At 30.6% G+C, this 22,979-nt stretch carries 19 protein-coding genes and 1 pseudogene; 6 read left to right on the top strand and 14 right to left on the bottom strand.

The window, feature by feature from the left end; genetic code table 11:
- Nucleotides 1–6 precede the first annotated feature (6 nt).
- Nucleotides 7–2,328, bottom strand: coding sequence for a T9SS type A sorting domain-containing protein (locus IPM32_13090; GenBank protein MBK8946185.1), 2,322 nt, complete (start codon nt 2,326–2,328; stop codon nt 7–9).
- A gap of 92 nt (nt 2,329–2,420) precedes the next feature.
- Complete coding sequence (locus tag IPM32_13085) at nt 2,421–4,949, bottom strand: metallophosphoesterase (GenBank protein ID MBK8946184.1); 2,529 nt, start codon at nt 4,947–4,949, stop codon at nt 2,421–2,423.
- Between the two features lie 569 nt (nt 4,950–5,518).
- On the opposite strand from IPM32_13085, the gene IPM32_13080 reads away from it, so the two are divergent.
- From IPM32_13080 to IPM32_13060, 5 genes are all read left to right on the top strand, one after another.
- Nucleotides 5,519–6,319: a MurR/RpiR family transcriptional regulator gene (locus tag IPM32_13080; protein MBK8946183.1), complete on the top strand. Its 801-nt coding sequence runs from the start codon at nt 5,519–5,521 to the stop codon at nt 6,317–6,319.
- Nucleotides 6,320–6,398: 79 nt separating this feature from the next.
- A complete protein-coding gene (locus tag IPM32_13075) occupies nt 6,399–7,790 on the top strand; it encodes an aldehyde dehydrogenase family protein (protein MBK8946182.1) in 1,392 nt (463 codons plus the stop codon).
- Nucleotides 7,791–7,815: 25 nt separating this feature from the next.
- Nucleotides 7,816–8,967 (top strand): iron-containing alcohol dehydrogenase, encoded by a 1,152-nt coding sequence (locus tag IPM32_13070; protein ID MBK8946181.1) that lies wholly within the window; start codon nt 7,816–7,818, stop codon nt 8,965–8,967.
- 16 nt (nt 8,968–8,983) lie between these two features.
- Entirely contained in the window at nt 8,984–9,736 is a 753-nt protein-coding gene (locus tag IPM32_13065; GenBank protein ID MBK8946180.1) for an HAD family hydrolase, read from the top strand.
- A gap of 3 nt (nt 9,737–9,739) precedes the next feature.
- A complete protein-coding gene (locus tag IPM32_13060; GenBank protein MBK8946179.1) occupies nt 9,740–10,597 on the top strand; it encodes a type 1 glutamine amidotransferase in 858 nt (285 codons plus the stop codon).
- Between the two features lie 40 nt (nt 10,598–10,637).
- Here the strand turns inward: IPM32_13060 and IPM32_13055 are convergent, their stop codons facing one another.
- A complete protein-coding gene (locus IPM32_13055) occupies nt 10,638–11,054 on the bottom strand; it encodes a DUF2141 domain-containing protein (protein MBK8946178.1) in 417 nt (138 codons plus the stop codon).
- 218 nt (nt 11,055–11,272) lie between these two features.
- Between IPM32_13055 and IPM32_13050 the strand changes: the two genes are divergently transcribed.
- A complete protein-coding gene (locus IPM32_13050) occupies nt 11,273–12,949 on the top strand; it encodes a hypothetical protein (protein ID MBK8946177.1) in 1,677 nt (558 codons plus the stop codon).
- 79 nt (nt 12,950–13,028) lie between these two features.
- Here IPM32_13050 and IPM32_13045 read toward each other — a convergent pair whose 3' ends face one another.
- The 11 genes and pseudogenes from IPM32_13045 to IPM32_12995 all read right to left on the bottom strand — a co-directional run bounded on the left by IPM32_13045 (nt 13,029) and on the right by IPM32_12995 (nt 22,875).
- Nucleotides 13,029–14,693, bottom strand: coding sequence for a DNA polymerase III subunit alpha (locus IPM32_13045; GenBank protein MBK8946176.1), 1,665 nt, complete (start codon nt 14,691–14,693; stop codon nt 13,029–13,031).
- A gap of 98 nt (nt 14,694–14,791) precedes the next feature.
- Nucleotides 14,792–15,274, bottom strand: coding sequence for a transposase (locus tag IPM32_13040; protein MBK8946175.1), 483 nt, complete (start codon nt 15,272–15,274; stop codon nt 14,792–14,794).
- A gap of 101 nt (nt 15,275–15,375) precedes the next feature.
- The gene (gene dinB, locus IPM32_13035) at nt 15,376–16,566 is read right to left on the bottom strand and encodes a DNA polymerase IV (protein MBK8946174.1); all 1,191 of its coding nucleotides are present in this window, start codon (nt 16,564–16,566) and stop codon (nt 15,376–15,378) included.
- Between the two features lie 78 nt (nt 16,567–16,644).
- Nucleotides 16,645–17,177, bottom strand: a pseudogene (locus IPM32_13030) (transposase).
- Between the two features lie 121 nt (nt 17,178–17,298).
- The gene (locus IPM32_13025; GenBank protein ID MBK8946173.1) at nt 17,299–17,550 is read right to left on the bottom strand and encodes a septation protein SpoVG family protein; all 252 of its coding nucleotides are present in this window, start codon (nt 17,548–17,550) and stop codon (nt 17,299–17,301) included.
- Between the two features lie 186 nt (nt 17,551–17,736).
- Entirely contained in the window at nt 17,737–18,474 is a 738-nt protein-coding gene (locus tag IPM32_13020; protein MBK8946172.1) for a phage Gp37/Gp68 family protein, read from the bottom strand.
- Nucleotides 18,468–19,559, bottom strand: coding sequence for a three-Cys-motif partner protein TcmP (gene tcmP / locus IPM32_13015; protein MBK8946171.1), 1,092 nt, complete (start codon nt 19,557–19,559; stop codon nt 18,468–18,470). Before tcmP ends, IPM32_13020 begins: the two co-directional genes overlap by 7 nt.
- A 92-nt stretch (nt 19,560–19,651) precedes the next feature.
- Nucleotides 19,652–20,524, bottom strand: a complete 873-nt coding sequence (locus IPM32_13010) for a DUF72 domain-containing protein (GenBank protein MBK8946170.1) — start codon at nt 20,522–20,524, stop codon at nt 19,652–19,654.
- Between the two features lie 186 nt (nt 20,525–20,710).
- Complete coding sequence (locus tag IPM32_13005; GenBank protein ID MBK8946169.1) at nt 20,711–21,178, bottom strand: DinB family protein; 468 nt, start codon at nt 21,176–21,178, stop codon at nt 20,711–20,713.
- A gap of 63 nt (nt 21,179–21,241) precedes the next feature.
- Nucleotides 21,242–21,880: a GyrI-like domain-containing protein gene (locus tag IPM32_13000; protein MBK8946168.1), complete on the bottom strand. Its 639-nt coding sequence runs from the start codon at nt 21,878–21,880 to the stop codon at nt 21,242–21,244.
- A gap of 41 nt (nt 21,881–21,921) precedes the next feature.
- Nucleotides 21,922–22,875, bottom strand: coding sequence for a YafY family transcriptional regulator (locus IPM32_12995; GenBank protein ID MBK8946167.1), 954 nt, complete (start codon nt 22,873–22,875; stop codon nt 21,922–21,924).
- Between the last annotated feature and the right edge of the window lie 104 nt (nt 22,876–22,979).

The raw sequence follows: 22,979 nt of genomic DNA, 5'->3' as shown, positions 1-22,979 counted from the left end.
CTATTTCTATTTGATTAACATCATTTTTTGAGTTTTGGTAAAATCACCAGCTTTAATTGAATAGAAATAAATTCCGCTAGTTAAATTGCTTGCATTAAACTGATATTGATATGAACCAGCGTTTTGTTCTTTATTTACTAGCGTTGTAACCAATTGACCTAAAATATTATATATTTTCAAACTGACCATACTTGGTTTTGCAATAGAGTAACTGATAATTGTTGATGGATTAAACGGATTAGGATAATTTTGATTTAGTGAATATACACTTGGTGCAAATGTTTCTGTATCCTCAACTCCAACAACGTGTCCGTAACCACCCAAAGCTTCAACTTCTTCACCAGATAAAACTCTATTATAAAGAATAACTTGAGCAACATTTATTAAACCATCATCGTTATCATTATCACCCATAAGAATTAATTGATCAGCATATCCAACCGGACCTAGTGAAAATCGGTTATCAATTTTTTGATAGCCGCTTTCTCCATGAGGAACAGCTTGTCCATCGATATAATATTTTATTGCATTTTTTGTTGTATCCATTAAATCAACTGTGATAATTAATCTATACCATTCTCCTGGAGCAACAATAGCACTATCTGAATAGCCTAAATCACCCACACCTATTTCACCGGTTTTTTTGATAAAAAATTCCGCATCATCTTCATTTAATGAATCAGTCTGGTAAAATGCACGCCAGTTTCCCAAAGCATCAACACTAAAATCAAAACCAATTGAATATCTATTAACTCTTAAACCACCACCACTAGGAAGCATATCAGGATTTGCTATAAAATGATTCCTTGGGCCAATCTTAACTGCACCATCACCAACTGCTGGGCCAGCAACAGCTTCGGCAACCGGTTCTGCACCATCTTTATTTGCTAATATTAGGTCATTTCCAATTGTTGCTTTTGTTAAGGAATCGGGATTATCAAATTTCCACCAGCCAACTATTGATTCTTCAACAGTTCCGTGCTGATAACCACCCAATCCAGCAATTACTTGACTAGTTAATGATGAATCATAAATAGCAACTTGTGAGATTTCTATTGTATTATCTTCACCATCATTATCTGCAAAGAAAAGAATTGTATTTTCTAATGCAAATCGACTATCTAAAGTTTGAATATGACCTTTAACAACTCTAATTCCATCTAAATAAATATCAACATATACAGAATCTGGTTTATAAGCTTTTGAAACCATTACCATTCTGTACCATTCACCTTGATTGATTATTCCGGATTCCGAATAACCTAGTTGACCAACACCAATATCATAATCCGGAGAAGTTAAAAATAAGTCACCGTCATCATCATTTAATGGATTTATTTGCATTAGACTTATCCAATCGCTCCACTCATTAACTCTAAAATCAATACTGATTGCATAATTATTTACTTTGGTTCCACCACCGTTTGGTGCAATTGAAGTTAATGCTTTAAAATAACTTCCCACGCCAATAGAAACAGCACCATTTCCTTCACTTGGTCCTACAACAACATCTGCAGTTCCTACTAATTCTAATGGTGAACCTATTGTTGCAACTGTTAAATCTTCAGGATTATCAAAATCCCATAGGCCAACGGGTGTAAGTACTTCAACTTCTTGATGTTTATATCCTCCTAAAGCTGCAACTTCAGCAGGTGTTAATGCTTGTTCATAAATTGAAACTTTTGAAACTTCAATTACATCATCTTCTTCGTCATTATCTCCAAAAAGTATTAATTGAATTGGCTCATCTGCTCCGCCAATTGAAAATCTATTATCAATTGATTGTACATGTCCGGTACTTGAAATTGATTGAGCAACTCCATCAAAATAATATTTTACTCCACTATTATCATTTGTATCTGTTGTGTTAACAACAATTGCAAGTCTATACCATTCTCCAGGTGTGATAGAATTTCTTGTATAACCAGAAGAACCAACACCTACATTTCCATCACCAGGATTTATGAACCACTCACCATCACTTTCATTTGTGGGATCTGTTTGACCAAAACAATGCCATCTTTCTAAATCTAAAACTCTAAAATCAATTACCATAGAATAAATGTTAACTCTTTTTGCTGTATCAGCGCCGCTTGGCAACATATATGGATTGGCAATGTAATGACTTCCGATACCGATTGAAACTGCACCATCTCCATCTTCAGCACCAACAACAGCAGAATCAACACCAACAAGAATTAAGTCATCTCCAAAATCTGCTTTTGTTAAATTGCTCGGATCATCAAATGACCATTGTGCCACTGGTGTTTGGGCAAGTGTAATACTAATTGTTGTTAATAAAAAAAGTAATAATAACTTTGTCTTCATAAAGAATGCTCCTTAATTTAGTTATTGATTTAGCAAGGCTTTTAGTTAATTCTTTCTCATTATTTAATTAAACAAATTTCTGATTAAAACAATTATTTTAAGACCATCATTTTTTTGATATCAGAAAATTTATTCGTAATCAATCTGTAATAGTATATTCCACTCGATAATTCCGTTGCATCAAAATTATAGCTATATCGTCCAGGAGATAAATTCCCTTTATATATTTCTTTTATAAATTCGCCTAAATTATTATAGATATTTAACTGAACAATTCCCGTTTCTTTAATATCGAATTGAATTTTTGTGGTAGGATTAAATGGATTAGGGAAATTATTATACAATTGGTATTGATCAATTTTTACTAATTCATTCTTCTTAACTTCATTTACTTTATCAACAACTAAATCATGTTCTTGAGACCAAGAAGACCATTGTAAATTCTTATCCCTATATCTTACTCTAACCCAAATATCACCTTTATAATTTAGATCAGAAACTTCCAAACTTGTTAAATCAATATTTTCATTTAGATCATTTGGCAAATAATTTGGAGCTTTTGGTTCGCCATAAATATTTTCATAATTTCTCATTACATCAAGTATTGGTGAATCATAATTCCCTTTGTTGTTTGTAATCTGAAACTGTGAACTCATTATTTCATAAGTACCATAATATTCAGATGAGGTAAGCAAAAACGTATTTGAAATAATATCATCTTCAGATGGTGAAATAATTATTGGTTCTTGAGGTGGTGTTTCATCAAACTTATTTCTAGAAAATTTATCTATTACAACATTGTCAAGTGGATTATCCGGATTTCCAATGCTGTATGTTGTGATTTCATAAGATTTATTTGCTACATCAATATCAAGAATTGCATAACAGTGATGGTCAAAAGCTTTTTGAATTTCTAAATAATCTTGTTGATTATTATACATTCCCCACCTATCTAAAGCACCTCCAGCGCCGCCAATACACATTAAGCGTAAATTACAATCAGAAACTGCACCACGTTCATAATTGTGGGAATGTCCGTAAGTAAGCAAATCAACTTTTGAATATTTACTTAGAGTAGGAATTATTTTATCTTGAACATAAGCAGTATTTCCATCTGGCCAAATTTCACTTTGTCCGGGATGATGATTAAATGCAAAAATCCAATCAATTGAATTATCGATTTGAGCATTTGATAACACAGTATTTAGCCAATTTATCTGTGTATCATTTCTATAACCAGTATTGCTATTGAGTGCAACAATTAAAACCTTTCCAATTCTAAATGAATAATATTTTTCTCCTTGAGGTCCCCCAAAATCTTCATATTTCATAATATCATAAAAGTACGGAGAATCTTCTTCATGATTTCCTATACTTACCATATATGGAACAGATGTTGATATTTTATGATGCGGATTTAAATATTCTTGTAAATATTGCTGCAAAGACCATCCATTTCCAACAATATCTCCCGAATCAAAAACAAGATTTAAATTTTCTTCAATATTTTGGCCATACAATGAATTTATTTTACTTTTCAACGAATCATTTATTTCTGTGAACTTTGCAAAATTAGTTTGGTTATCACTGTATAATGCCAAACGAATTCTAGAAGTAGAATCATTAAAATCTGGTTGAGTTTTAAATTTGTAAATTTCCGATTCTGCGCTATCCGTTTTTACTTTGTAATAGTATATTGTACTTGGAATTAAATTTTCAAGTTTTGCCGAATACCAATTAAAGAATATGTTTTCATCGGAAATCGGAATTTTCTCCGGAATCACGGAATTTCCTAAACTTGAAGTTAGTCCATACTCAACTAAAGCATTATTCCCCGGAAAAGACCAACAAATATAAATTGAATTTAGAGTTGGTGATTGCAAATATGGAAAAGTTTTAATCGAAGAATTAGTAATATTATGCTGGTATCCACCAAGTTCACTGACTTCATTTTCAGATAAATCAGTAGAATATAATTGAATTTCAGCAATATCAAAAATATTATCTTCAGCATTTTCATCTGCAAAAAATAAAACTTTTGAACTTAGTGAAAATCTTCCGTCCAAAGTACCAATATTACCATTTAATGATTTTTTTCCATCAATATAATAAGTACAATGATTTCCATTTGAAACACTTACTGCAATTCGGTACCATTCATTTGGTAAAATTGCTTTGGGAGTATAACCAATTTCTCCAATTCCAATATTTCCACTTGGATTTATAAACCAATCACCATCATTTAAATTTGAAATATCTGTTTGATATAACGCATACCATTTTCCCGTCATCGGAATTTTAACATCCATGACAATTGTATAATCATTAACTAAGTTTCCACCACCATTGGGTAAGATTCCATGAGTTGAAGTGAAATAACTGCCAATACCAATTCTAACTGCACCGGAAGAATCTGTCGGCCCATCCACAGCAACGCAGTTTCCTTTAAGAACCAAATTATTACCAATAGTTGCTTCAGTTAAATTGGAAGAATTATTAAATTCCCATAAACCAACCAAATTTGAAACAATATCATTTTGCATTACATTTTGTGAAAATATTGAGCTGCTAACAAAAAAAGCAGTTAAAAATAGATGATTTATTTTGAAAAATTGCTTCATATACTTTTTGAATTCCGTAGTGAGATTTTATATGTTGTTTTTACTACAATATCTTTTAAAACTTGTTTTAACTTCAACATAGTTATATTTTTTAATATTGTCAATAAATAATTTTGAATAAATTATTACGAAAATGAAATCATATGAGAATACAAAGAGGTTTATTTTGGGATTTGCCAAAAGATATTATAAATAATTGCTAAATAGATTTTTGTTAGGTGACACAATTTTTATGATATGATTGAAAATCTTTAATGCAATTCTGTGTGTATATTAAGAAGAAATTAAGTTATTGTTAACTTTTCATTAAATATTGGATTATGACTTGGTGATGGTTGATTTTTATCAAATTAGATTTTTATGTTTGTAAAGAAATTCATTTTAAAAACTTATCACGATTTGGAAATTTGACATTAAAATATTTTATAATTACCTTTGTAGCCATTATAACATAATCAACTATTTCTTGTTGCATATGCTACAATTTACATTATAATATTTCCACCTAAGTTTTTTGAATAAATTATAAAATAGTGTTTCAACAATTTTTTAACTATCTATAACTCATTATGAACAGCCCATTAAACTTGATTAATAAGCGTTTTAATAATTTGAGCAAAAGTGAAAAAACTGTTGCTGAGTTTGTGCAAAAACATATTGATGAGGTTGTTCTTTTAACAACTCAAGGTATCGCCTCACGTTGTAAAACAAGTGATGCTACTGTAATTAGATTTTGCAGATCACTTGGTTATCAAACATTTAATGAATTTAAAACTGCTTTAGTTCCGGAATTACTTAGAAGTGGAAAGAGTTTTATTAAAGAAATTGATAATAGCTCAAAATCGCAGAATATTACACAGACTTTTTCATTCAATTTAAAGCAACAAATCGATTTTACAATAGACAATCTTGAAATAAATTCTCTAAAACAAATTGCTGATCAAATAATAAAATCAAAACGAATGGTGATTGTTGGAATTGGTGGAGCCGCAGGCGTGGGATATATTTTCAACGATTCTTTAAGTGTTTTAGGAATTTATAGTAATTTTTTAAGTGACCGTTCGATTATTCAAAGCATTATTCCAACTTTAAATAGTAATGATTTGGTATTTGCAATTTCTCATTCCGGAGAAACTGATGAAATTGTTTCTGCATTAAAAGCTGCACACGAATATGGAACAGTAACAATTGCACTTACAAATTTTCTTTCTTCTCCACTTACTAATTATGCAAATTATATTCTTTACACAAGTGTTCCGGATAATCTTTTAGGAAGCTTTTCATGTCAGTCAAGAATATCACAATTAGCTCTTTTGGAGTTGGTCTTAATTGAAATTAAAAATAAACTTGCGAGCAAAAAGAAAAATTGAAATTGTACAAATTGTAATGAATATTAAAAGGATAAATTGGAATTGATTTTATATAAAATGTTAAATAAGGAATTTAGTAATGGAATCAACATTTAAAGTTATTTCACCTATTGATTTAAAAGTCTATTATGAAGGCAGATTACATAACTCAAATGAAATTGAAAATTCATTAATCTTAGCTGCAACAGCGCAGCAAGAATGGAAAAGAACTTCCTTACAAATAAGAAAAAGTTACATTTCAAAATTTGTTGATGAATTTAAAAGTAATGAAAAAAGAATTTGTGAAGAATTAACTTGGCAAATGGGGCGACCAATAAAATACGCACCGGGAGAAGTTAGAGGAACTATTGAACGAACTTTAGGAATGTTGGATTTAGCAGAATCTTCTTTAGAAGATATTTTTATTGCTGAAAAAGAAGGATTTAACAGATATATAAAACGAGAACCTTTGGGAATTGTATTTGTTGTTCCGGCATGGAATTATCCATATTTAATTGCAATTAATAGTATTGTTCCAGCTTTATTAGCTGGGAATGCTGTAATACTTAGACATTCAGCACAAACTCCACTTGTTGCAGAAAGGTTTTACGATGCATTCAGAAAAAGCGGTTTACCCGAAGGTTTATTTCAATATTTACATTTAACTCATGAAGATACTTCAAATGTTATAATGGACCCAAGAATCAATTTTGTTGCATTTACCGGCTCTGTAAAGGGTGGTTATGATATTCAAAAAGTTGCGGCAAATAGGTTTATTGGTGTGGGATTAGAATTAGGCGGCAAAGATCCAGCTTATGTAATGCCAGATGTCGATTTAAATTTTGCTGTTGAAAATTTAGTGGATGGTTCATTCTTTAATTCCGGTCAATCTTGCTGTGGAATTGAAAGAATTTACGTACATGAATCTGTTTACGATAAATTTATTGAAGGATTTATTGATTTAACTAAAACTTATAAATTAGGCAATCCTCTTGATCCTGAAACTACTTTGGGACCTGTTGCAAAAAGAAGTGGAGCTGAATTAACTAAACAACATATAAAACAAGCAATCGATGCAGGAGCTCGTGCAATGATTGATGAATCGTTGTTCCCAAATGCAAAAGCAGATACAAATTATCTTGCCCCGCAAGTATTATTAAATGTTAATCATAATATGAATGTAATGTATGATGAAACTTTTGGTCCGGTTGTAGGAATTATGAAAGTTAAAAACGATGATGAAGCTTTAAAATTAATGAACGATAGTCCATATGGTTTAACAGCATCTATTTGGACAGAAAACCAAGATGCTGCTATTAAAATTGGCAATCAAGTTAATACTGGAACTTGGTTTATGAATCGCTGCGATTATCTTGACCCGTATTTAAGCTGGGTTGGAGTAAAAGATTCCGGAAGAGGTTGTTCACTTTCAAAAGTTGGTTATGAACAATTAACAAGACCAAAATCTTATCATTTAAAAATCAAACATTAAATAAAATTTTATTTGGAGCTATATTATGCCACTTTTAAGACATACTTATAATTACCCAACCAGAATTGAATATGGTCCCGGTGCTATTGCTGATTTGCCTAAAATCATAAAAAGTAAAGGTTTAATGAAAGGCTTATTAGTTACAGATCAAGGAATTGAAAAGATTGGTTTAGCAGAAAAACTTAGATCATATTTTTCTGCACAAAGTATTGACATTTTTAGTTACAGTGATGTTGTTTCAAATCCAACCGAACAAAATGTAATTGATGCCACAAAAATATATAAACAAAACAATTGCGATTTCATTGTTGCACTTGGTGGAGGTTCCCCAATAGATGTTGGGAAAACAATTAAAGTTTCTGCTACACATGATGAACCTCTTGAAAAATTAGATGATTCAAAAGGTGGAGATAAATTTATTGTAAATGAAATGCCACCATTTTTTGCAATACCTACAACTGCGGGAACTGGAAGTGAGGTTGGAAGAAGCAGCGTAATAACTGTAAAATCGACAAATAAAAAAACAATTATTTTCGCACCTAAAATGATGCCGGACATTGCTGTGCTTGATCCTGAAGTCACATTATTATTACCTAAAAAACTTACTGCTGCTACTGGTGTTGATGCATTTGTTCATAATCTAGAAGCATATATAATGGATGTTTTTCATCCAATAGCTGATGCAATTGCAAAAGAAGGGATTTACAAATGTTTTAAATTTTTACCAATTGCTGTTGAAGATGGGAACAATGCTGCTGCGAGAGGTGAAATGCTACTTGCTTCTGCAATGGGCGCAACTGCTTTTCAAAAAGGTCTCGGAATTAATCATTCAATTGCTCATGCATTAAGTGTGTTTTATGATACACATCATGGTTTAGCAAATGCAGCAGTACTTGTGGAAGTAATGAAGTTTAATGCAACTGATGAAAAAGTTAATACAAAATTGGCTTCTCTTGGTTCATTTTTAGGGGTTGATAATAATGCAGATTCTGTAATCTATGCTATAGAACAATGGTTATTAAAAGTTGGAATGCCAATTGACCTTAAAAATATTGGTGTAAAAGAAGAAGATATTTTCGGATTGGAGGAATATGCAATGGGAGATCCGTGTAAACCTTTAAATCCAAAACCGGTTTTAACTGGAGATGTTACAAAAATTATAAAAAACTTACTTTAATTGAGGAAATTAATTTATGATCAAAGGAATTACATTTGATCTTTGGGATACTGTTTTTATTGATGATTCCGATGAACCAAAAAGAAAATCAGCGGGCAGACCAACAAAAGCTGTTGAAAGAAGATTGTTAGTTCACCAATATGTAAATAGACATCAAAATATATCGCAAGAAAAAGTAAATGCATCTTATGATGCACAAGATGCTGCATTTAGAAAAGTTTGGCACGATCATCATATTACTTGGAAAGTTAAAGAAAGACTCGAAATTATTTTAAAAGGAATAAATGTTATTCTACCACCAAATGAATTTGATGAACTTGTAAAACTTCATGAAGAAATGGAATTGGAATATAGACCAAATTTTGTAGATGGAGTACATGAAGCAATAAAAGAATTAAGCAAACATTATAAACTTGGTGTAATTTCAGATGCAATTTTTAGTCCGGGGAGAGCTTTAAGAAAACTTCTTGAAGATGAAGGACTTCTCCAATATTTTTCAACTTTTGTTTTTTCTGATGAAGTTGGATGCTCAAAGCCTGCTGAATGTGTTTTCTATGCTGCAAAAAAAAGTATGGATTTAGAGTTTAATGAAATAATCCACATTGGAGATAGAGAGCACAATGATATTTTAGGTCCAGAAAAAATGGGTATGCACTCAATTTTATGTCTTGCTGCATTAGATCGCGGAAGTGATAGAAAAAGAGCTGACGGATATTTTGAACATTATAGTGAATTACCAAATCTTATTGAAAAATTAAAGGATAGTTAAATTATGAGTCAACTGAATTTTCTAATTATTGACGGATATCCAAAATCAAGTCGTGAACAATTTGATGAAGTAGGAATGACAAGAGCTGGTGAATTGTATGCAAAATTACTTTTACAGCATTTGCCGGATGCAAAATATGATATATTTTATTCAAGTGATCCTGGTGTTGTTCTGCCGAAAAACGAGGAACTTGAAAAATATAATGGAGTTTTATGGCCTGGATGTAATTTAACTGTTTATCATGATCATGATGAAAGAGTAACAAAAATGGTTGATTTATGTAAAGATGCTTATGAAATCGGAGTTCCTCAATTTGGAAGCTGTTGGGCGGCTCAAATTGCTGTATATGCTGCCGGTGGTGAAGTTAAACCAAATCCTAAAGGCAGAGAAATGGGACTTGCGCGAAAAGTTTTTCTTACAGAAGAAGGACTTAATCATCCAATGTACGAAGGCAAACCGCCAGTTTTTGATGGTTTTATTAGTCATGATGATGAAATTACTAGATTACCAGAAGGCGGCAAATGGCTTGCTTCAAATGATTTTACAAAAGTTCAAGCAGTGGAAGTAAAACATAAAAAAGGAATTTTTTGGGCGCCACAATATCATCCGGAATATGATCTTCATGAAATTGCTCGCTTAATTATTGCAAGAGAAGAAAAACTCATTAAACAAAATTACTTTAAATCTAAAGATGATTTAATGATTTATGTAAATGATTTAGAAAAAATATTTGCTGATAATTCCAATAAACATCTACGTTGGAAATATGGAATTGATGATGATGTACTTAATGATTCTATAAGACAATTAGAATTTGTAAATTGGCTTAATAAAATTGTTATTCCATTGACTGTAAGTTGATGTTTAAATTTATGTAGAAGTTAAAATCTCTTATAATATTTTATTTCTTATCAAATTCTAATTCAATTGTCAAGGAATCTTTAAGATAAAAACTTGCATCTTCAAAACTTGGTGGACCAAAACTTCCTTTTGCATAATTAGAAAAAATATAGTCTTCGGTAGGCCATCCAAATAAACTTCTATCTAATTCACCATTTTTATTTTCATCATGATAAACTGCAACAGCATACTTCCCTTTCTCTAAGTTTGTAAATGTATGCTCAACCCATGATTTATTAATTGGAATACTTACACCCATTTTTCCCGTTTCCCTTTTGGGAAAATTTTCTGATCTATTAAATATTCCTATCGAAATATCACCATCTCTATTTTCAAGATTGATTATTTTAACATTTAACTTACTCGATTGCGCCAACACTGAAATATTTACGATTAGGAATAAAAATAATATTTTCATCTGAACTACCTTCAAAATTTACAGTAACAATTTATTCAAAATTTAATTTTCAAAAAATTGTATACAATTTATTATAAAAATCCTCAATTCTGCTAAATCATTCTGCTCAATGTTCTAAGTTTCTGTTTTAAGTTTTCATGTTTTAAAATATCTTGCATCTTTTGCAAAAATAAATTATATAGTGTACGTATGTTTACTATTTATATTTTTATTTCAAAATGATAGAAAATTCAAGCATTATAAATCTGGCACAATATAAATTACCGCAAACTCCAAAGACAAAAAAGGTGTTTACAACAATTTATCCTTCAACACCCAAGCCGGGCTTTGATATTTACGATTACGAAATGCTTTTCCATGATGAAGAAACGAAAAAATTAATTCGTGAAGGAAAAACAATTGGGTGCTTTTATATTGAGTCGCCGGGAATGAGATCATTATTGCAAAGATTAAATTGCGATACTTTTGAAATGCTTACCGCTGCAAGCTCAATAATTCGCCCGGGAGTTGCAGAAAGCGGAATGATGCAAGAATTTATAGCGCGCCATAAAAATCCCAAACTGAGAAAATATCTAGTTCCGGAAATGGAAGAAATATTGGGCGAAACTTACGGCGTTATGGTTTACCAAGAAGATGTAATAAAAATTGCTCATCACGTTGTGGGATTAAGTTTGGAAGAAGCCGATTATTTGCGCCGAGCAATGAGCGGAAAAATGCGCTCGCATGATGCAATGAAAAAATTGTACGAACGATTTTTTGAATCATGTAAAACCAAAGAACTTTCCAACGAAATAGCAAATGAATTGTGGCACCAAATTTCTTCTTTTGCCGGATATTCATTTTGCAAAGCACACAGTGCATCTTTTGCACTTCTTTCATTTCAAGTTGCATATTTAAAATCTCATCACCCGGCAGAATTTATGGCTAATGTTTTAAACAATGGCGGAGGATTTTATGCAGCCGGAGTTTACATTAACGAATGCAAAAGAATGGGCTTAAAAGTTTTGCTTCCATCAATAAATCAAAGTGAATACAGATATAAAGGAAATAATTCCGAAATTCAAATTGGATTGATGGCAATAAAAAATATTGAAAAAGATTTTTTACTAAAAATTGTTGAAGAAAGAAATCTTGGAGGAAAATATATTTCCCTTGCTGATTTTATTTCCCGCACAAAATTAACTTATGAAAGTACCAAACTTCTTATTAAATGCGGAGCAATGGATTGTTTAAACAAAACTCGCCCAACTCTAATTCGTTTGGCAGATATTTATTATCACTCGAAAGAACTTCTAAAAAATAACTCTCTGCCACTATTTCAAAATGAAATTTCTTTGTTGGAAAAAAGTGTGGAAACTATATTGCAGTATAGCTCCGCTGAAATCTGCATTTTAGAGCAAGAATGTTTCGGATTTACGGTTACTTATCATCCACTTGAGTTTGTAAGAGAAATATATGAATCGCCAAAAATTGTTAAAGCAAAAGATTTACACAAAAACAGAAATCGTAAAATTCAAATGCTCGGCTGGTTCATGACTTCCAAAAGAATAAAAACCAAAAACGGCGATATTATGAAATTCCTAACTTTAGAAGATTTAAGCGGAACTTTTGATGCAGTTCTTTTCCCAAAAACATATAATAAATATGCGGAATCAACTATGTCTATGGGCCCGTATTTAGTTGAGGGAAAAGCCGATCTTGAAAATGGCAATAATATAATTGTAGAAAAACTTGAAGTGCTTTCTAACTTGAAGGCTTTAGAGTTTGTGCAAAAGGATAGTTCGCAAAATAAATATTACGGTGATGTTGAAAAAGTTTCTGAAGAAGAATTAGAAATTGTAAGTTCGTTAGATAAAGAAAAACTTAGAAAAGCCTACGTAAGTAATTTAGTATAGTTAATAATTTCTGCATTGTTAAATGGTTAAATTGTTATCTGAATAATTCAGCAATATATCAATTAAACAATTTTACAATTCATTTCTCTACATCAATTGTAATTATAGTGGGATTGGTTAACGGAACATTTCTAAAATATTTTTCTTCCAAATCATTCATTGTATTTTTCAAAACTTCCAAAGAACGCTGACTTAATAAATCAATTTTCACAAGTCCCAAATCTTCAATTCCATACATATCCGGTTGAGTAATAATTAAGCCAAGTCCTTTATTTTTTGCATATTCAAGCGGAACATAATTTGTGATTGGTTTTTCCGTTACTACAATTCCGCTCGGATGAATACTTAAATGATGCGGAAACGATGCAAGCTGATGTGCAATTTGTATTATGGTTTTCCAAGGTTCAGTTTTGAAATTAAGATTTTTTGATTCCGGAAATTTTTCTGCAATTTGAACAAGATTTTGCGCACTTGTCCAAGGAATAAATTTACTATATTGTGAAATTTCACGTTCAGAAACTCCAAACACTTTTGCTGTTTCACGAAATGCAGAACGCGCGCGAAACGTTACAGTTGTAGAAATCATTGCAACTTTATCGTAACCGTATTTCTCGTAAACATACTTTACAATTTCATCTCGTTCGCGCCAAGAAAAATCCAAATCAATATCCGGCGGACTTGTTCTTGCTCTATTCATAAATCTTTCAAAATATAAATTATGTTTTATGGGATCTATTTCCGTAAAACCTAAACAATATGAAACAAGACTATTTGCAGCAGAGCCGCGGCCAAGAATCCGCATTCTTCGTAATTTTGCTTCTCTAACAATATCATGCACAACAAGAAAATAATGCGAGAAACCCATTTCTTCTATAACATTTAATTCCTTATCTAATCTTAACAAAGCTTGATCTGTAATAATTTTATATCTTTGAGAAAGTCCTAGACTACAAATTTTTCTTAAGTAATTTGGAGCATTTTCACCTTTGGGCAAATCAAATTTTGGGAATTTATGTTTGGCAAATTCTAAATCCACATTGCACATATTTGCAATTTTTTTTGAGTTTAAAATTGCTTCGGGTAAGTTTCGCCAAATTTTTTCAAGCTCACTTGGAGATTTGAAATAAAATTCTTCATCAAGAATTTCATCTTCTGTTAAATTTTCTAAAGTTGTGTTTTTCTTTATTGCGGTTACAACTTTTTGCAGCAAATGATCTTCGGGATTGAAAAAATATGTCGGGTTTGAAGCAACAATTTGTAAATCTTTACTTCTTGCAAAATTATAAAGTTCTCGCGTTTTCTTTTTATTTTTTTTTGTTGCAATTAATTCAACAAATAAATTTGGTTTTAACTTTTGATTTTGATAAATAATTTGCAGCAGTTCAATTGAAGATGTAATTACAATTACGTTTTCTAAATTTTCATCAAAAACTTTTTGCAATGAAAAATCATCTTTAATTTTTCTGCTCGTAGTTATTTGAGAAATTGTGGAATATCCTTTTAAATTTTTTGCAATAAATATTGCAAATAAATTTTTGTTTTTAGGATCATCAATCAGCACTCCCAAAATTGGATTGAGATTTTCTTCACTCGCTTTTTTTGCAAATTTGATACTACCGTACATTCCGTTTGTATCGGTAAGAGCAACATGTTTTTCACCATATAACTTTGCCGAAGCAATTAATTTTTCTATCGGAATTGTTGCTTCAAGAATTGAGTAATTTGAGTGAATGTGGAGAGTCATGTTTGTTTCGTAGCCGCAAGCTTCAGCTTGCGGAATATTTGTGAGCTTCTCCTCAGGCTAAGGCCTGAGGCTATATGTTAAATATTTTTTGTGATATATTATTCCCATTCTTCTAAATTAAAAATTGTTGATCCCTTAAATTTATATTCTTTCAAATTTTCAACTATATTTGCTCTAACTGGATTGTTCAAAATGTATCTAATTTGATTTTGTATATCCTCATCATTTCTAATGATATGATCATAATAATCTTTTTGCCATTTGATATACGGAAGATTATTACTTAACCAAAAACCCGTTTTCTGTTTAAATAATTCAACCGTTTTTTTAATATTTGAATTTTCGTTTTCTCCCTTGATAATCAAATGCAAATGATCTGGCATAAACAAATAAACATAAGCCGAACAATTATTCTCAATAAGTGCATTTAATAACTCTTTCTCAAATACTTTGTAGATTTTCTCCGTAGTAAATAGTCTTTTATTATTTTTAATGCAAATTGTAAAAGCAACAGCTTTTTCTCCAATATAAATTTCTTTTGGCAGCCTATGCTGCTTTTCCCTTATTATCTTTCTTTTCATTTTTCTGTAGACGCAAGCTTTAGCTTGCGGAATATTTGTAAATATTTTCCTCAGGCTAAAGCCTGAGGCTACGTTTTAAAATATTTGTTTATTATTTATTTCTACCTCATCCCAAAATAATGAGCTTCTACGTTTCTTTTCTTTGTTAAAATCCCACCTAATTGAATTGAAGCATAACCAAATTTATCACGAATTTTTGTAACTGCTCTAAACATTTTTTTTCTTTTGATTTCTTCGTTTTCAAAAATTTCTTCTTGTTCGGCAAATTCATTAAAATTGGTAAGATGAATTCCTATTAAACGAATACTTACTCTTCGCGTATCTGCTTTGTGTAAAAGTTTTAAAGCAGTTTCATAAATTATTTTATCATCATCAGTTGACTTTATTGTTTTTGCACGTGTTAAAGTTACAAAATCGGAATATCGCAACTTAATGCTGATTGTAGATGTTTGCCAATTGTTATTGCGCACTAATTGGCTTACTTGTCCGGATAGTTTAAAAAGTGTCTGCTCAACTTCCTTTCTATTATTTTCATCTTTGCCATAAGTTCTTTCTTTTGAAACACTTTTTCTTTCACTTGGCGGATTGAGAAATTCACTTCCTTCACCGTTGGCTTTTTTCCAAAGTACCGAGCCGTATTTACCAAACGCCGCAATCAAATAATCTTCCGAAAGTTTTGTAATATCGCCAATTTTATAAATTCCTTTTAAATGCAAGTCCGGTAGAGTTTTTTTTCCCACACCAGGAATTGTTTCAATTGGAAGAGGCGATAAAAATTCCTTTTCCATTCCCGGTACAATATAAGTTACACCTTTTGGTTTTGCATAATCAGAACAAATTTTTGCAATTGTTTTGTTGCTTCCAATTCCAATTGAACTTGGCAGCTGAAGTTTAGCTTCAATTTCCTTTTGGATTTTAACTGCCAGCATATACATTGAACCATAAATATTTTTTGTGCCGGTAAAATCCATATAAAATTCATCAACCGAAGCTTGCTCAATTAATGGAGCATAATTTTCCAAAATCCGCTTAACCGCCCTTGAATATTGGCTGTATTCACCATGACTTCCATTGATATAAATTCCTTTGGGACAAAGCTGGTAAGCTTGTTTAATCGGCATTCCGGAATGCACCCCATATTTTCTTGATTCGTAAGAACAAGCTGCAACAACTCCTCTTCCGTATTGAGGATCGGCACCAACAATAACCGGTTTACCAATTAATGAAGGATTAAGTATTCTTTCTACGGAAACAAAAAATGAATCAAGATCTAAATGAAATATTGTGCGCATGAATAGTTAAAAATGAAATGTGAAATGTGAAAAGTGAAACGTCAAACAAAGAAGCAAAAAGGAAAAAATAAAAATTAATTATAAAAAATATTCGTCATCTTCCCATTTGTTCTGGTTGTAGATAATATATTTTCTGATGTTAAATAATTCACGTTTATTTCTTATGATACGATCATAAAATCTTGGTTGCCAAGAAAATTGAATACCATTAATAACTGCATATTTTTAACAGCAGCTTTAAATCCTCTGATTATAGCTCCTAAATTCTGAGACTGCGGACCAAATTTATTAACATTATCATCATGTTGTACAGACGCAAAATTTTGCGTCTCTACAGTTTTATCAATTATTATTATTCCATGAATGTGGTTTGGCATAATAATAAACGCATCCAAACTAACAAATGGATAATGTTGCGGGATTTCTTTCCAATATTTTTCAACAATCTTTCCTATTCTACTTAATGAAATTTCTGAATTTATAATTTCGCCAAAATATTTTTCTTTTCTATCTGTACAAATTGTTACAAAATAATATCCGTTTTGTGCATAATTCCAAGAACCAAATCTTGCTGATGAAATACGATATTTATTCAGATATTTTTCAGACATTTAACTAAGCAATAAAAGAAATGTAAAATTCAATATAATATCCTCGACTTCCCGTCTATAAGTAGACGAACTCGGGATGAAATTAATTTATGTTGAACAAAGTCGAGGCATTGAGAATAATTTAATTATTTTGGAGATTGTTATAATGTGAAACAGCAATATCATTCAACTGATTTTTTAATTCATTCGTTAGCAAAACTTTATCGTAATATTTTCCATCTTTTCCTTTCTCACTCGGGGCGCTTGCAAAAAGTCCGTTTGAACTTTTTACCAAAGTAAAACCTTTAATTACAATTCCTTCATCCGTTTCCAAATCGAAAAAAGCAGCAGTTTTACTGTTACCATTATAAGGGTTCATTCTGTTGATTTTCATTTTCTCTCTCCGTTTGTTTTATAAATATGCCGATAAATGGCAATCTAATCATTAATAATTCCCCCTTAAATGAATTTATATAATTTTAAACTAATTAGATTTGCATTAATTTACAATAATTTATTTTGAATTTTGATATTATCAAAATAAATATAAAAAATTGCTTAGTTCGTATTCTTTGATGAGTTAGGCAACTTTGGGATAATCTTCCCAAAGTTTTCCTTGAAGTTTTCTTCCGTTTGCTTTCTTATTTCTTTTGATTTCATCTGCACCCCAAGTTCCCCATTGCTTAAAGAAAAACGGCACATTTGCTTTTTCACATTGATCTTTAATATTAATTGCCCATTCTTCTTTCATTGGTCGCGCTTTGTATCCGCTTTCGCCTCCTACAATTACCCAATTAATTCCTTTAAGATTTATTTTGCCTAAATCTTCTAGAAGTGGTTCAATTGAAAGAAATTTAACAGAAGCATTTATTTTACGTAAAATATCAATTCTTGGCAAACCGTCTTTTCTATTTTCCGAGGTAACGCCAAGCCAAACATTTTTAGGTACAGATTTATTTTGAAAATACTCTAACATTCTTTTATCACGTTTAGTTAAAATTTGATAAATATGCTGAGGTGTTTTTTCAATTACATCAAATATTTTATCTAAAAATTCTTTGGGAATTTCTTCATGGAATAAATCGCTCATAGAGTTTACAAAATATTTTGTCGGCTTTTTCTTTTTGAAAGGCTGTTCAAGTCTTTCCGGCATTAAAGAAAACTTAAATCCATTTTCATAACCGGAAGTTCCCATTGCTTGTAAGCGATTTGCCATTGTTTCTGCATAACAGAATTTACAGCCAGCACTAACTTTTGTACATCCTATTGTGGGATTCCAAGTTTCTTCCGTCCATTCAATTTTAGTTTTTTTCATGATATAATTTCAATTTTTTCTTCTTTTAATTTATGAATCCTCTGTGAAGCCATTTTAATAGGTCTAATCACATTATCTTTAATTAATTGCTTTATTACTACATTGGCATGTTTAGGAAGACATTCATAATCAAAAGCAAAATAATAAATTTGTTTATTTGTAGAAAGAGATTTATTTATAATTTTTTCTTTCAAAATACTTTCAAAATATTTTAACTTTTTGGGCTTGTTATCATCAGAAAATAATGAAAAAATACCATCAGCAATTAATTCTTCATCAATATTAAAGTTTGCGTCTCCTGTAGTAGGGTTTATCCCCCAACCAACTCTTAAAAATTTTTCTATACCTAATGAATGAGAAGATCCAAATATTAAACCATAAATATTTGATCCCTTTTTGATAGAAAATGGAGCTATAAAATATTCTCTATTACCAATTAAATTTTTATAATAATTACAAATGATTCTATGACTGTGTAAAGGTTCCGAGTCAATAAATGTTTCTTTATTTATACTCAAATACTTTGTAAACTCATTGTTTTCACTAAATCTTCTAACAAATGATGATGATATAAAAAACAAAAAATCTGTTCGCTTTAAATAAGTGAGTTGTATGAACAAATCATTTGTTACATTCTTAATTCCAAACTGATCAATAAACATTAATCTAGGAGTATCTTTCTTAAGAATTATTTCGCTATATAAGTCTTCAAACAAAGCCCTAAAATCTTTATTATAATAAGTAATATTATACGGGGCATTCGGCTCTATGGAATTAACAAATTCTCTTAATTCATCAATTCGTTTACTATTAATATCATTAAATAAAACATTAATTTTTATTTTTCTTTCAATTATAGCATCATAATAATTTTTTAATTCATTTATAATAATTGAAGAACTACCATAATTTCCTTCAGAGTCTTTACCACCCCCAGCAAAAAAATCATAAATATAAATTTCTTTCCAACTAACTTCATTGCCTTTTGTAAATGTTGGTAACCATTCTCTTAAATATTCTTTGAATACGGCAAGTTTAACTTTTGTCCCGTCATCAAAAGGTTCAATAAAAAAGTCATTGTTTGCCATAACATCTCTCAATTTATTATACATTAAAATAAGAAACTTTACTTAGATAATTCAAATTCAACTTATAACAATTGAGTATATTTTAATAAAAATTAGTTTGCAACAATATCTCTTAACCTCGGGTAAGCTTTTACAATTGTAGGCGGCATTTTAATTTTTGCTCTTTCTTTCAAAAGGTGAAGAAGTTCAAATGCATTTGCAACTGCATCTCCATGCGGATGGTTATTCATAACGACAAAAACTTTTTTTACTTTATCATAAACTTCTTTTAATTTTTGATCAATTTCTGCTAACTCTCCCGGAGAATATAAATATTCATAACGTGCGCTTTGTTCTTCGTAACTTTGTTTCTTGCCGAAATTACCTAATGACTTTCTCCATGCTTCTTCATTCCTTCCGTGAAAACGAATATATGCAGAATTGTTTCCCACAATTGGTTTAAACTCAATTGCTTCGCCAATTTGCGGCTGATCAATTGTGCAGAAAGTTATTGTCTTTGCATTTTTGTTATTCCAAGATTTGTGTCTTACTTCAACAAATTTCTCGTAAACTTCAAATTTATGTATTAACTCACGTAAATAATCAATGTTGGCATCATTAAAATCAAACGAGTACGGAAACTGAAGCAGCAATCCGCCAAAACGTTCTGCATTTTTTAGAATATTAAGATTTTGTTGAACTGCTTTTATTTGTTCATCCCCGTATTGTCTTTTGTGTGTAAAATCTTGATGAAGTTTTATGGTAAATAAAAATTCATCCGCATTTTCTGTTTGTCGAAGCCAGCCATTAACAATTCCCGGAGCTAAATATGTATAGTAAGTTGAGTTAACTTCCACCATATTAAAGTAACGCGAATAATATGTAAGCCAGCTAAGTTCTTTTGATTGCTCGCATGGATAAAAGTTTGGCACCCAATCTTTATAAGACCAGCCGGCTGTACCAACGTAGAGTTTTGGGGTTTGCATATTTTATAAATAATTTTTGAGGCACTAACTTAATTTAGAATACAACAATATCAAAAGTAAATATATTCCCGCTTTCACTTCGGCAAGCTCAGTGACGAGCGGAAATGATAAATGATTTTTAGTTTTTAAGATTCCGGTATCCGCCTCCGTTAACTAACGGATGACGGAACCGGAATGAAAAAAGAATTAACCGCCGTAAGGCATTTGGGGAACTTTATTTAATAAGCGAGCATAAACCGCCAATGCTCCTCTGTGATGTGCAGTATGATCTGTAATTCCGCCAACTACTGCCATTTTGGGTGCGCCTTTCATAACTTCTCCGGTAATTGGTTCCATTAATTCTGCTTCCGATAAACTTTTAATTTTTTCTATTGCTCTTGCTGTTGCATCATTTAATAACTGAATTGCTTCATCAAATGATTTATACTTTTTCATGTATTCTGCATAATTTTCAAAATTCATATTAAATCCGTTTTCACCAAAAACACCATCAAAAAACCAATCAATTGTTTCTGCTGTATGTCCAACATGTTGAGCAACGGTGTACATTTCTTCTTGCGGTTTAAATGATGAATCATTTTCATCTAAACATTCAACTGTTTTTAAGAAAAAATTTTTTTGGGATTCCAATTCATAAATTAATCCTTCTTTCATTATAACTCCTCATTTTGTTAAAAGTGATTTTCAAAAATAAATTATGGCCGTGACACCATTGTGTCATGTTTTAATAATTTTTTCAACTTTAAATCTTAATACTGTTTTTAATTTTTCAGGTAAGGTTTTTCGTGGATCCGTTAAATATATTTCTCTATGAACTTTTGATACTCTTTTAAGATTGTTTGCTGCAGCAAAATCTTCCATTCTTTTAAAACTGTCTGCTTCATTATCATAACTGCCTAAATGCATCATTTGAACGGAATTGTCATCATTAATTTTTTCATATTTTATATTATTCAAAAGTTCATTTGTTTTTTTCTTTTTCGTTTCTTCCAAAATTATCATTGCAAATTCTTCATTAACAAAATCCGGTTGTCTTATCATTAATTTAAATAGAAGTTCGTCTTTATCAATTTTACCATTAAAATTTTGTTTTGCATTTTCACTTATATCCCAAATTCCTTCAAGCGGATAAACTGTATAATGGAAATAATTAGTCGGTTCAATCCCTTTTTTATAGCTCATTTTTACTGCATAAGAAAGTGAATACAATACTTCAATATAATTTGAAAATTTTTCACTGTTCGGATTTCCCTTTCCTTCGATGGTGAAAAATTTAAATTCCGGAATTTGAATATTTTCAGGTTTATTCTTTGGTAGGTAAAATTCTTTTTCTTTTTTCCTCCATTCATGTTTCATGGTTATTCCTCAAATTGTTCAATTATATAATAAAATATATATCAAGATTTTGACACCATTATGTCATGTTTGTAATTACTTAAAATTTTTTCTGTTTTTTCTTTTAATTTCATTCTCATATTATATGGTTCAATCAATTCTACATGCTCTTCAAATCCTAATATCATTGAATAAATATAATCATCCTCAGGATATGTAAACTTTACTATAATATTTCCATCTTCTTGAATAACCGCTCTTTCTTCTCCGAAATACTCAATTACTTTTTGCTTAACCTTATTGGAAAATTTTAAAACAACATCTACTAACTTTGCTGATTGATAAGATTCCTTAAAATACTCTTTGTATGTTTTTGCTTTTCTTACAAAGGTTTCATCTAAAATATCAACATTTTTTATTCTAGATAAACGGAACAAGCGATAATCATTACGGAAAAGACAGTAGGAAAATAAATACCATGCATAACCTTTAAATATTAATGTCATTGGTTCAACTTTTCTTTTTCTAATTTCCCCTTTTGAATTTTCATATTGAAACTCAATTAATTTATTTTCAGTTATTGAATTGTGAATACATTTCAAATATTTTTGTTGAGTTTTTTGATATCCCCAAGGAAGAATATCAATTGAGATATGCTGCATATGATCTTCAAGCAAATGTGTTTTGTTATCCGGAATTAAACATGTAATTTTTTCAATTGCCGAATCAAGTTCCTTATCTTCCAAAGTTACATTTATTCCTTTGAGAGCAGATAGAATTGATAGAAGGTCTTTCATCGTAAGTAATTGACGATCGAGTTTAAAACTATCTATAATTCCAAATCCGCCTTGCTTGCCGGAGTAAGATGTAATTGGAATTCCCGCCATACTTATTGCATCTACGTCTCTGTATATTGTTCTTACCGAAACTTCAAATCTATTGGCTAATTCTCTGGCAGAGATTCTATCTTGATTTAAAAGAATTACAGTTATCGCAAGCATTCTGTCTATGCGCATAGATTGCCTATTTTTTGAATTTTATATAACGAAGTTATTGTTGGGTTATCTAATATTGAGATTCCGTTAAACTTCGATAAACATGTTTGACGGTGGAGTGCACA

The sequence above is a fragment of the Ignavibacteriota bacterium genome, assembly GCA_016716225.1.
GTDB lineage: Bacteria > Bacteroidota > Ignavibacteria > Ignavibacteriales > Melioribacteraceae.
The sequence above is the reverse complement of the archived record's forward strand: the minus strand, read 5'-3'. Positions and strand labels throughout refer to the sequence as shown.

Coding starts and splice junctions, on each gene's coding strand:
- IPM32_13090 (MBK8946185.1), bottom strand. CDS start 2,328: ATGAAGACAAAGTTATTATTACTTTTTTTATTAACAACAATTAGTATT.
- IPM32_13085 (MBK8946184.1), bottom strand. CDS start 4,949: ATGAAGCAATTTTTCAAAATAAATCATCTATTTTTAACTGCTTTTTTT.
- IPM32_13080 (MBK8946183.1), top strand. CDS start 5,519: ATGAACAGCCCATTAAACTTGATTAATAAGCGTTTTAATAATTTGAGC.
- IPM32_13075 (MBK8946182.1), top strand. CDS start 6,399: ATGGAATCAACATTTAAAGTTATTTCACCTATTGATTTAAAAGTCTAT.
- IPM32_13070 (MBK8946181.1), top strand. CDS start 7,816: ATGCCACTTTTAAGACATACTTATAATTACCCAACCAGAATTGAATAT.
- IPM32_13065 (MBK8946180.1), top strand. CDS start 8,984: ATGATCAAAGGAATTACATTTGATCTTTGGGATACTGTTTTTATTGAT.
- IPM32_13060 (MBK8946179.1), top strand. CDS start 9,740: ATGAGTCAACTGAATTTTCTAATTATTGACGGATATCCAAAATCAAGT.
- IPM32_13055 (MBK8946178.1), bottom strand. CDS start 11,054: ATGAAAATATTATTTTTATTCCTAATCGTAAATATTTCAGTGTTGGCG.
- IPM32_13050 (MBK8946177.1), top strand. CDS start 11,273: ATGATAGAAAATTCAAGCATTATAAATCTGGCACAATATAAATTACCG.
- IPM32_13045 (MBK8946176.1), bottom strand. CDS start 14,693: ATGACTCTCCACATTCACTCAAATTACTCAATTCTTGAAGCAACAATT.
- IPM32_13040 (MBK8946175.1), bottom strand. CDS start 15,274: ATGAAAAGAAAGATAATAAGGGAAAAGCAGCATAGGCTGCCAAAAGAA.
- dinB (MBK8946174.1), bottom strand. CDS start 16,566: ATGCGCACAATATTTCATTTAGATCTTGATTCATTTTTTGTTTCCGTA.
- IPM32_13025 (MBK8946173.1), bottom strand. CDS start 17,550: ATGAAAATCAACAGAATGAACCCTTATAATGGTAACAGTAAAACTGCT.
- tcmP (MBK8946171.1), bottom strand. CDS start 19,559: ATGGCAAACAATGACTTTTTTATTGAACCTTTTGATGACGGGACAAAA.
- IPM32_13010 (MBK8946170.1), bottom strand. CDS start 20,524: ATGCAAACCCCAAAACTCTACGTTGGTACAGCCGGCTGGTCTTATAAA.
- IPM32_13005 (MBK8946169.1), bottom strand. CDS start 21,178: ATGAAAGAAGGATTAATTTATGAATTGGAATCCCAAAAAAATTTTTTC.
- IPM32_13000 (MBK8946168.1), bottom strand. CDS start 21,880: ATGAAACATGAATGGAGGAAAAAAGAAAAAGAATTTTACCTACCAAAG.
- IPM32_12995 (MBK8946167.1), bottom strand. CDS start 22,875: ATGCGCATAGACAGAATGCTTGCGATAACTGTAATTCTTTTAAATCAA.